Consider the following 2,794-nt stretch of genomic DNA (forward strand, 5'->3'; position numbering starts at 1 on the left):
TTCTCATTACTGCAGAAGTATTTCATAGGCGGCATCTCGGCAGGCGCAGTGAAAGGATGATGAATCGAGAATGACCGACTGACAAAACTGATGGGATTGTTCGATCTGTTTTATCGCGTGATCATCCTGAACACCCTGTTCCTGGTGACGAACGTCTTCTTTTTCCAAGTATTCTTCCTGTTTGATTTCAAAGTCGTGTTCTTCCCGATCTATCTGTTGACCAGCCTCACGCTGCTGCCCAGCATCCTGGCCTTGCTGCGCACGGCGCACAAGCTGAAAGGGGAGAACAGCTCCGGCATCTTCGGGATTTACCTGAGGGAGCTACGGTTCACGCTGAGGAAAGAAATGCATCTGTCAGCGCTTTTGACACTGGCTTTCTACCTCGGCCTGACCACCCTTTATGTGTCAGCCGTGACCGGCCCAATCACGTATCTCCTGTACGCGATGAACATCGTAATTATCGTCTTCGAAATGAGCTTCGGCATCAATCTTGCCAGGGAAGCCATATCTTTCAAAGGACGGAACCTGTTGAAGCAAGCTTTTGCGACGTACCTGCCGAATTTCCTGAAAAATGCAGCAGTGCTACTGATTGTTGCCATGGGTGTCTCTGTTTCCTTCACGTTGTCCTATATGGCGATCATCTTTGTTTTCGGGGCAGCAATCATAGGCTTGCACGAATTATTTCTTAACAGCAGAAAGGACATAACCAAATATGGAGTTCCAAACCAACCCTGACATCCGTTTCATCACGAATGATGCATTCGAAGAGAAAATCAAACAGATCGAAATTGAAATGTACCATGAACAAGTGCTGCCGAAAAGAATCGTCGCAGCGGCGCCAGCGTCCGCAAACGAGCTGGTCGAAGTGGCCGCATACGACCACACTGAAGGCATCCGGATGGACCGCAAAGAGTCTGTGATTGTTGACTTCGGCGAGCACTGCGTCGGAAGAGTGTCACTTGCGATCACTTCCTTGGGCAGCCCGCCGGACGCACCCGCAAAATTGCGGCTGTCCTTCGGCGAAACACCGATCGAAGTGATCCGTTCGTTCGACAGCTACAAAGGCGAGTTGAGCGCTTCCTGGCTCCAGGAGGAACTGTTGACGATCGATGTGCTTCCGGAAACGCTGGCGCTCAAACGCCGATTCGCCTTCCGCTACCTGAAAATCGAAGTGGTGGACACATCCCCTAAGTACCAGATCAACCTGAAGTTGAGCTGCACAACCGAAAGTTCTGCAGACAAGGCGAAAATGCAGCAGTTGGAAACCGACGATCAACTGCTGCAGGAGATCGACATGGTTTCACAAAAGACGCTGATGCAATGCATGCAGGAAGTATTCGAGGACGGACCGAAACGCGACCGGCGCTTATGGCTAGGCGATTTGAGGCTGCAAGCTTTGGCCAACTACGCCACTTTCGAAGCGAATGATCTGGTCAAAAAATGCCTCTATCTCTTTGCGGCCCAAACGACCAGCGAAGGGCAAGTCTCCGCCAACGTCTTCATCGAACCGCGATTGATCCCGGATGACACCTTCTTGGCGGACTACAGCCTGTTCTTCATCGATACTTTATTGGACTATTATCGAGAGACGAACGATAAGGAGACGTTGACCGATCTGTACGCCACTGCCGTCGCGCAACTGCGCGTGCTGGATGATAATGTCTTGCCAACCGGGGAAGTCGCTGTGCCGCAAGGCTGGTGGGCCTTCATCGATTGGAACGAACCGCTGGAAAAACAAATTTCCATCCAGGGCATCTTCGTCTACTCCTATAAACGTTTGAAAGAATTGGCTGCTTATATGGAAGACAACAAGCTGGCCGAGGAGCTGGACGACAAAATCCAAGCTTTGGAGCAGTATGCGTTTACCACCTACTACAATGCAGAAAAAGGCTTGTTCGTAGATCCCAATAGCGGACAGATCGCTATCCCGTCGCAGACTTGGATGCTGTTGGCCGAAATTGGTGATGGGGACCTGCGCAGGAATGTGTTGGAAAATCTGCTGGCTATGGATGATGAACTGGTTGTCGGATGCAACTCGCCTTATATGTACCACCATTATGTGGAGGCTCTGTTGCAGGAAGGCTTCCGCGAAGAAGCCGTCCGCATCATCAAACTGTATTGGGGCGGCATGGTCGAAAACGGCGCCGACACCTTCTGGGAAGTCTACTATCCAGAGGACGTAACATTCTCTCCGTACGGAGACGAAATGATTAACAGCTACTGCCACGCATGGAGCTGTACACCTTGCTATCTGTTCCGGAAATATGGGATAGCGTGAGAAAGAACATTATAAAAAGCATGTGTCGATCAGGCAGCCGTATAATCCAGAAAAGCATGAATGTCGGCTGAACGAAGAACGAATGTTACCGAAGAGCCGACTAGAGTCTGATGTGTTGACTTAACGGAAATCGGGGGATGATTAACAGCCGACGCCCGCACAATGTGTTGACTGAACGAGGAGTGGAGAATGCTGAACAGTCGACGCCTGCGCGGTATGTCGGCTGAACGAAGAATGAAGAACACCGAACAGCCGACACCCGCGTTCTCCGCGGTCGTCGGGCGAATGCCCAGGACGGTACCACAAGCAGTCGATACCTTCATTTGAAGCATCCGGATAGCAGTACTCCCGCATGATTGCGTATAATAGTCCATACACAGCATCGCGGCCATCGGGCTGTGATAGGTGAACAGATAACCTACACTCAATAAACCAGAAGGGAGCAACCGCTTATGTCCATCGGCTACGCCTGCCTGAACATCGGCACCCCGAACACAAACATCCGCAGTGTCATGC

3 protein-coding genes are annotated in these 2,794 nt (G+C 51.1%); 2 read left to right on the forward strand and 1 reads right to left on the reverse strand.

Going from position 1 to position 2,794, the window contains the following annotated elements; all coding sequences use genetic code 11:
• Positions 1–90: 90 nt before the first annotated feature.
• Positions 91–735, forward strand: coding sequence for a hypothetical protein (locus WBV27_RS02200; RefSeq protein ID WP_424199018.1), 645 nt, complete (start codon positions 91–93; stop codon positions 733–735).
• Positions 713–2,278 (forward strand): alpha-rhamnosidase, encoded by a 1,566-nt coding sequence (locus WBV27_RS02205; protein WP_424199020.1) that lies wholly within the window; start codon positions 713–715, stop codon positions 2,276–2,278. The genes WBV27_RS02200 and WBV27_RS02205 overlap by 23 nt, the downstream gene beginning before the upstream one ends.
• 29 nt (positions 2,279–2,307) lie before the next feature.
• On the opposite strand, the gene WBV27_RS02210 is transcribed toward WBV27_RS02205, so the two are convergent.
• A partial coding sequence (locus tag WBV27_RS02210) for a hypothetical protein (protein WP_424199022.1) occupies positions 2,308–2,794 on the reverse strand: 487 nt, incomplete at its 5' end.

This window comes from Trichococcus sp. (assembly GCF_049589555.1).
Taxonomy (GTDB): Bacteria; Bacillota; Bacilli; order Lactobacillales; family Aerococcaceae; genus Trichococcus.